Here is a 546-nt window from a genome sequence, read left to right on the forward strand (position 1 = left end):
GTTCATGTTGCAGCTCTTTGTTGAGTGATTGATGAATGTGCTTGGCGGTATCGTATCGCAGCAAATTTAATACCGTCCAGTACTTCTCTGGCGGCACTGCTTCTATCACGCGTTTACGATAAGCAATGTTGACCGACTCCAAAATGTTCGCGATTTGCGCTTCCTGATAGTCTTTCAAAAAACTGAGGTCTTCGGTCGACTCTATCGCTTTAATGATCTCGGCAAGCAAATGAGGCACTTTGCGATTAATTTGTAATTGGCTGGAATCTATCATCATTGTCACCGATTTCCTTGGACATCACGTTAGTGTCAACACGATGTCTATTACCTAAAGGCATGAGATCCTGATGTTCAAATTCTAGGCAATGGCGCGCACAATTGCGGAATTTATATTTTGCTCGCAGAAACAGAACGTCTTTGCATAAGGGGATGGTATAAACTTTTAGTGTGCATTACGCGCATTTGCCTCGTTTGATAATGGAGTAATCAATGGCACCTGTATTTTTTCTGACTCAGCAAGCCGCCTTACCAAGTCGTAAGGTGCTT

At 43.0% G+C, this 546-nt stretch carries 1 protein-coding gene; it reads right to left on the reverse strand.

Features of this window, described 5'->3' with window-relative positions; genetic code table 11:
* A partial coding sequence (locus R7Z50_RS30305; protein ID WP_411979545.1) for a magnesium transporter MgtE N-terminal domain-containing protein occupies positions 1-277 on the reverse strand: 277 nt, incomplete at its 3' end.
* Positions 278-546: the final 269 nt, after the last annotated feature.

The organism is Vibrio sp. 1249-1, assembly GCF_033340495.1.